The sequence below is a fragment of the Deltaproteobacteria bacterium genome (genome assembly GCA_012522415.1).
GTDB lineage: Bacteria > Desulfobacterota > Syntrophia > Syntrophales > JAAYKM01 > JAAYKM01.
The window spans coordinates 1-6,287 of the sequence record JAAYKM010000070.1 but is presented as its reverse complement, the minus strand read 5'-3'; the positions used below and the strand labels follow the sequence as shown (position 1 = coordinate 6,287).

At 51.5% G+C, this 6,287-nt stretch carries 8 protein-coding genes and 1 tRNA gene; 3 read left to right on the top strand and 6 right to left on the bottom strand.

Going from position 1 to position 6,287, the window contains the following annotated elements; all coding sequences use genetic code 11:
* The 4 genes from GX147_06200 to GX147_06185 all read right to left on the bottom strand — a co-directional run.
* A partial coding sequence (locus GX147_06200; GenBank protein ID NLN60283.1) for a hypothetical protein occupies window positions 1–267 on the bottom strand: 267 nt, incomplete at its 3' end.
* 27 nt (window positions 268–294) lie between these two features.
* Entirely contained in the window at window positions 295–570 is a 276-nt protein-coding gene (locus GX147_06195) for a hypothetical protein (GenBank protein ID NLN60282.1), read from the bottom strand.
* Window positions 571–587: 17 nt separating this feature from the next.
* Complete coding sequence (locus GX147_06190; protein ID NLN60281.1) at window positions 588–938, bottom strand: DUF1232 domain-containing protein; 351 nt, start codon at window positions 936–938, stop codon at window positions 588–590.
* 66 nt (window positions 939–1,004) lie between these two features.
* Window positions 1,005–1,652: a DUF1311 domain-containing protein gene (locus GX147_06185; protein ID NLN60280.1), complete on the bottom strand. Its 648-nt coding sequence runs from the start codon at window positions 1,650–1,652 to the stop codon at window positions 1,005–1,007.
* A gap of 577 nt (window positions 1,653–2,229) precedes the next feature.
* On the opposite strand from GX147_06185, the gene GX147_06180 reads away from it, so the two are divergent.
* From GX147_06180 to GX147_06170, 3 genes are all read left to right on the top strand, one after another.
* The gene (locus GX147_06180; GenBank protein ID NLN60279.1) at window positions 2,230–3,573 is read left to right on the top strand and encodes a TolC family protein; all 1,344 of its coding nucleotides are present in this window, start codon (window positions 2,230–2,232) and stop codon (window positions 3,571–3,573) included.
* Window positions 3,574–3,635: 62 nt separating this feature from the next.
* Window positions 3,636–4,448 carry an acyltransferase gene (locus tag GX147_06175; protein ID NLN60278.1) on the top strand — a complete coding sequence of 271 codons (813 nt, stop codon included), beginning with the start codon at window positions 3,636–3,638 and terminating at the stop codon, window positions 4,446–4,448.
* Between the two features lie 281 nt (window positions 4,449–4,729).
* Window positions 4,730–4,804, top strand: a tRNA-Val gene (locus tag GX147_06170).
* 155 nt (window positions 4,805–4,959) lie between these two features.
* Here GX147_06170 and GX147_06165 read toward each other — a convergent pair.
* Window positions 4,960–5,697 carry a sel1 repeat family protein gene (locus GX147_06165; protein ID NLN60277.1) on the bottom strand — a complete coding sequence of 246 codons (738 nt, stop codon included), beginning with the start codon at window positions 5,695–5,697 and terminating at the stop codon, window positions 4,960–4,962.
* 344 nt (window positions 5,698–6,041) lie between these two features.
* Window positions 6,042–6,287 (bottom strand): cardiolipin synthase (locus GX147_06160; GenBank protein NLN60276.1); only part of this gene is annotated, 246 nt, incomplete at its 5' end.

Genomic DNA, 6,287 nt, shown 5'->3' with positions numbered 1-6,287 from the left:
TGTGAGCTCGTTGGCCTTCAGTCCGAAGTAAATACTCAGACCGGTCTCAATGGAAAAGGGAATAAATAGAAACTCCGGAACCGATGTCATCAGCCATAAATTGACAACCCAAGCGCCGGCCATGATACCGCCCCACATCATCAATCCCCGCAGGAAAAGCGGTAAACCAAAGAACCCGCTGAACAGAAAGCATGTCCAGCTCCAACCGACCTTCACTTCCTTCATTTCACCCGTTCTGCTGTTTTTGAAAACAACGTTGACCTTCATGATCTTCCTCCTTTCGATATCTTCTGGTTATTTGACCCTTTTGTACCTCAGCCACATGGCCACGAGCATCCCCGTCATGAACAGGGACAAACCGTTGCCGACGATAAAGATCAGATTCCGGATGTAGAGCGAATAAAGCATGACCAGGATGATGCCCAGCAGGAGAATGCCGAGATAACAGATGCTCAAATCCTCCGCCCGCTTTGTACGATAAGTCTTGACGATCTGCGGGATGGCGCTGAAGCAAAGAATCAACGAACCGGTCATCCCGATCATCTCAAATATGCTTCCCGATATAACCATTAACCTTTCCCTGATGATCATATAGAAAAGATCAACTTCACGATCCCGTAAGCGGCGAGTCCCACCAGGGAGACCGCTATCATGCCGATGAACACAACGGCCCATTTCAGCCACTTCAGCATGCCCGCCAGCACGAGGCTCGTTCCCTCCATCCATTTCTGAAGGAAATGGAGAAGAGCGGTCGCCGTGATGAAAAAATCGTCGATGTAACCGACAATGGGGATGTCGGGCACAATATCGACAGGGGATACATCATAAAGAATCGCCAGGATAAGCAGGATAACCGGCAGCAACAGGGAAGGTTGTTTTTCATGATCCGCGACGTCCATGACGATGGTTGAATCCGCATCATTTCTCGAGATATTCATTGTTCCTCTCCTTTCAAAGTTGGTTTTCCTCTGTACAAGTTATTGTACTGACTCTGGTATGTTGGTCTATCTGACGTATGCCTTCAGTTCATCGATTCTTTCCCTGGTCGTATCGGTCCAACAGGATAGCTTGTCTTTCTCCTCAACCATGTCGTTGCACGTGCTTTCCTTCTTTTTTATCCAGACGATCTGTTCCCTTTTAAGGGATTCCCGTTCACCCGGGGAAAGGTTGCTTCGGATTTCCCTGTATAAACGGTTGATTTCGCGGTCCGCGGTTTCAAAATCCGCCTGCAGGGTTTCGAGATCATCATCCGTATCCTCTGCGTCAGGGGAATCGCTTCCCGAAGCCGCCGTATTGCTTTTCCCCTCTGCCTGCCCCGATATCGGTGTTTCATTTCTTTCAAACATCTTCTCGACAAGGGCGGCCATCAAGAAATAATTCTGAGGAACGTCGTTCATTTCCATGGCATGAAGTTGGAAAGAACCCTTTTCGGGATCGACGATAAACTGAAGCCCTGCCGTAACCTCCTTTTCCATATAGGTGATCCGACCTTTGACGTTGACGAGTGTTTTTCCCTTTGTCTCGCCGTCTACTCCTATGCCCGATTCCCATCGCGGATTGGCGAAGAATCTATCGATCGCTTCCCCGACGGTCTTTTCCGGATGATCGCTAAAATGACCATCTTTCACGGTCCTGATCTCCTCGTTTTCCATGAAACACCCTGTAACGGCTAACGAAAACGAGACCAGACATAGGAAGTGGAGCAGCGTTTTTCGAACAAAAGTGCTCGACCTCCCCCGTTTTTCCCTGTTGGCGCCTCCTCGATTGTCATTGCCCGCCGGCAAAAAATGTGCTCCTCGACACATCGCCATTCTCCTTTCATTTCAACCGGCTAAAAGACCATTAAAACGCAAAAAGCCTCCCCTGCATGAGTATGTCATAGAAGGGAGGCTAACTTTTTCAAACCTCTAGGGCCTGGCAAGTTCGAACGTTAACGAACACCCAAGCATGATTTTCAAACAACAAGCCGCCGCCGACACGGCAATGGACCGGAAATAAAAAAGCCTCCGTCAAAATGTGCTGATACATTCATCAGGAGACCAACTTTTTCAGATCTCACAGGGCCTGTCCGTCTTTACCGGTTCGGTAAACTCACAGGCAATGTTTTGTGTATAAATAACCGATTTTGAAGGAATGTCAAGGAAGATTTTTTCATTCTGAAAATATCCTTGACAAAAAAGCCGTTCGAGAAGAGTCTGAAGGGCATCTTTTCATCGGGGAGTGGGAACAATGAATCGGATCTTGGGTCGTGGGATAAAATTGATCGCCCCTGTCATCACGCTTCTTCTTTTTTATTGTTACGGCATCGGTCTTGCGGAAGGTCCCGCCCTGACTCTCCGGGAAAGCATTGATACGGCCATAAAAAACAGCGTTCTCCTCCACGGCGCCAAAGAGGGTGTCAAGGGCGCGGAGGCTTTGAAAAATGAGGCCGTTACGGCGTTTTTACCCCGATTCAGCACATCATACAGCTACACACGCCTCCATGAACAGCCATCGATGACGATTCCCGCCATTCCGCCCAACCCGGCCATTACCGTGCCCGCGGGAACCCGGAACAACTATAATTGGGCTGTGGAAGCGGTGCAGCCCGTCTTTGCCGGAGGGGCGATCTGGAACAACTATCTCCTGAACAAGCAGGGCTTGGCCCTATCCAGGAAAGAGGAGGAAAGAACGATTCAGGATACGGTTCAGGAGGTCAAGGTAACCTATTTCAACGTCCTCAGGGCGGAAAAACTCCTGGAAGCGGCAAAGCAGGCCGTTGAACTGCTCAAATCACACCGCAACACAGCCCAGCAGTTTTTCGACGTCGGCTTGATTCCGAAAAACGACCTCCTTTACGCTGAGGTGGAGCTGGCCAACAGCGAACATGACCTGGTCCGGGCGGAAAACAGCCTGGAGTTGGCCAAAGCTTCATTCAACACGGCTCTCCGCCGGGGCATTTCCACCCCCGTACAACTGGAGGATATCCTTACGGAGACACCGTTTGACCTCTCATTTGACGAATGTCTCAAAACGGCTTTGGAAAACCGACCCGAGCTCAAGGCCTATCAACTGAAGGTCGACCAGGCGCAGTCCCTCCTGAAAATTGCCAGAAGCGGCTACTTCCCCACCGTTTCGCTCGTCGGGAATTATTCGAAGTATGGCGATGATCCCGACGTTTCCGGCAGCGAATTCCAGGACCAGGAAAGCTGGTACGTCATGGCGGTTGCCAACTGGAATTTCTGGGAATGGGGTAAAACCAAATTCCAGGTCGATAACAGACTGGCCCGGGAAAACCAGACCAGAGACATGCTTGCCAACGCCACGGATCAGGTGACACTGGAAGTCAAGAATGCCTATCTTGTCGTCAGGGAAGCGGAAAAGCAGATTCCCGTCACGAAAAAGGCCATCGAGCAGGCGGAAGAAAATTACCGCATCAACAAGGAACGATACCAGGAACAGGTGGCCACCTCCACGGAGGTCCTTGACGCGCAGACCATCCTGACAAGGGCCAAATCGGATTACGCCAACGCCCTGGGCATTTATCACATCAGCCAGGCCCGTCTGGAGCGGGCCATGGGTATTGTCCGTTGATCCATTCGAGAAATTCGAACCCATTGGGTTGGTCCGCAAAATAACAAGGAGATGTCCCGGAAATGAAAGTCGGTTTTATCCAGTTTGAACCCTATTTCGGCCGGGTGGACCGTAACCTGGAGAAGGCGGAAGCGTTGATTCGCCAGGCCGATGCCGAAGTTCTGGTTCTCCCGGAATGCTTCAATACCGGCTACCTCTTCGTTTCCAGGGAGGAAGCCTGGGATCTGTCCGAAGAAATCCCCGGGGGAAAGACATCGAAACTGTTGATCGATCTGGCCGGACGAAAGGGGCAGTTCATTGTGGCCGGGCTGGTGGAACGCGCGGGTGACAGGCTGTTCAACGCCGCCATAGCGGTTTCACCGGAGGGCGTTCTCGGCGTCTATCGTAAAATTCATCTCTACAACGAGGAGAAACTTTGGTTCACGCCGGGTGACCTGCCCTTCCCCGTTTACGACATCGGCCTGGGTAAAATCGGGGTCATGATCTGTTTCGACTGGTTTTTCCCCGAAGCGGCACGCATACTTGCCTTGAAGGGGGCGGATGTGATCTGCCACTGTGCCAACCTCGTTTTACCTTTCTGCCAGGACGGGATGATTACCCGCTGCCTGGAAAACCGGGTCTTCGCCGTCACGGCCAACCGAACGGGCGACGAACGCCGGGGCGATAAAATCCTCACCTATACGGGAAGGAGCCAGATCACGGGGCCTCAGGGAAACATTCTGTACCGGGCCTCCGTCGATCAGGACGAAATCGGTGTCGTCGATATGGACGTTAAACTCGCCCGGAACAAGCGGATCAACGTGTACAACCATCTTCTGAACAACCGCCGGGTGGATATGTACGGAGATCTGATGAAAGACGGAAATGCGGGATAGCCGCTCCGAACGGTCATGGCTGAATCAACCCGGTTCCAGTCGTCGCGCCGCAGAAAAACCCGACGAGGGACATGACGGCAGGGTGTCTTGACCCGGAACCCACTTCGAGGATGCCGCGGATGATAAAGGGATTGGCGGCTTCCCTATGCTTGTCCGGGACGAGCTTTTCGCGTGATTATCATCCAGGCAAAAATTACTTTTCTTGAACTCGAAATAAGTTTGCTACTCCCCATGTTTTTTCTTGAAAAGGCCTATCCTTTAATGTATACAGGAACGTCCTTGGGCGGTTAACTCAGCGGGAGAGTGCTACCTTCACACGGTAGAAGTCACTGGTTCAATCCCAGTACCGCCTACCATAAACAAATCCGACAGGGTTCCATATAGTCCAAAACCCGCTAGAAATAGCGGGTTTTTCTTGTCTTTTGTCCATCGACGGGCATGCCCATCTCTTCCCAGGGACGCCCATTCTTATAAACAATATCCAACTCCCCGATACAGCCTTCCGGCGGGTTCATTCCTTTTGCGTCCGCTCCATAAATTGATGGCTTAATTTCTGACCTTCTGCAATTTGGGCAGGGGTCATCCTTTTTAACACCCACTCCCTGTTTCTCCTGCCCCAGTCGTTACCCTGGGCCGCGGAAAGATTGAGCCACTTGTAGGCCTGGACATAGTTTCGCGCGACGCCTTTGCCGTTTTTGTACATGAGCCCGAGCCTGTTCTGGGCCAAATCCGCCCCCTGATCGGCTGCCTTCGAATACAATTCAAATGCTTTTTTATAGTTCTGGGGGATGCCTGCGCCGTATTCGTACAAGAGCCCGAGGTTGAACTGAGCCTCAGCTTTTCCCTGATCGGCGGCCTTCGAATACCAATGAAACGCTTTTTGATAGTCCTGGGGAACGCCTTCACCGTTGTTGTACATGACCCCGAGGTTGAGCTGAGCCCGGGCATCCCCCTGATCGGCTGCCTTCGAAAACCAATGAAACGCTTTTTGATAGTCCTGTGGAATGTCGTCACCGTCATGGTACATAACCCCGAGGTTAAGCTGAGCCCAGACATCCCCCTGATCGGCTGCCTTCGAAAACCACTCAACCGCTTTTCCATAGTCCTGAGGAACGCCTTCACCATTGTCATACATGACCCCGAGGTTGAACTGGGCGTCACGATCGCCGGTCTCCGCTTTTTTCAACATTGTGTTAAAATCCGAAGTATCCGCACAGCTGACGATGATCCCCAACAGCGCAAGAACCATAAACGCCTGAATTATTCTTTTCCCCACAACGTTCCTCCTTGCAATGTCCCTGTATCGACCCGATGGAAATCATCGTTTCAATCCTACCGTATTTTTTGTAAAACTAAAAGCATGTTTCAAAATATCCATTGGATGCGGTTCGCGTTCAATCGAACCGCCGGTCAAGAAGCAGTCCCATTTCCCGGCGAACAACGCCGATCGATCCTCAAATCAGGGATGGTGCAACCGCCTGATGAGCCGCCTTAAAAGAAAACCTTTTTTTCCGGAAGGCTGTAACGCAGAAAATAACGGACTGGGAGATGGGTAAGTCAGACGGTTACGTTCCCCCCGTAGGCAAGGGGGCCCTACAGATACGATGAAAAAAGCCAGGCGAATGAGTCACGCAGCCGCTGCGCCATAGGCCGGCCGTCCACTTCCTGCAGGGTGATTTTGCGGCTGCGATCCCGCACCGTCTCAAAGTAGTCTCTGAGCGCCAATGCAAGCATTTCGTCGTATATCTCGACGTTCAGTTCGAAATTCAGCCGGAGACTTCTGGAGTCCATATTGGCGGATCCCACCTGCACATAATGGTCATCGACCAGGATCAGCTT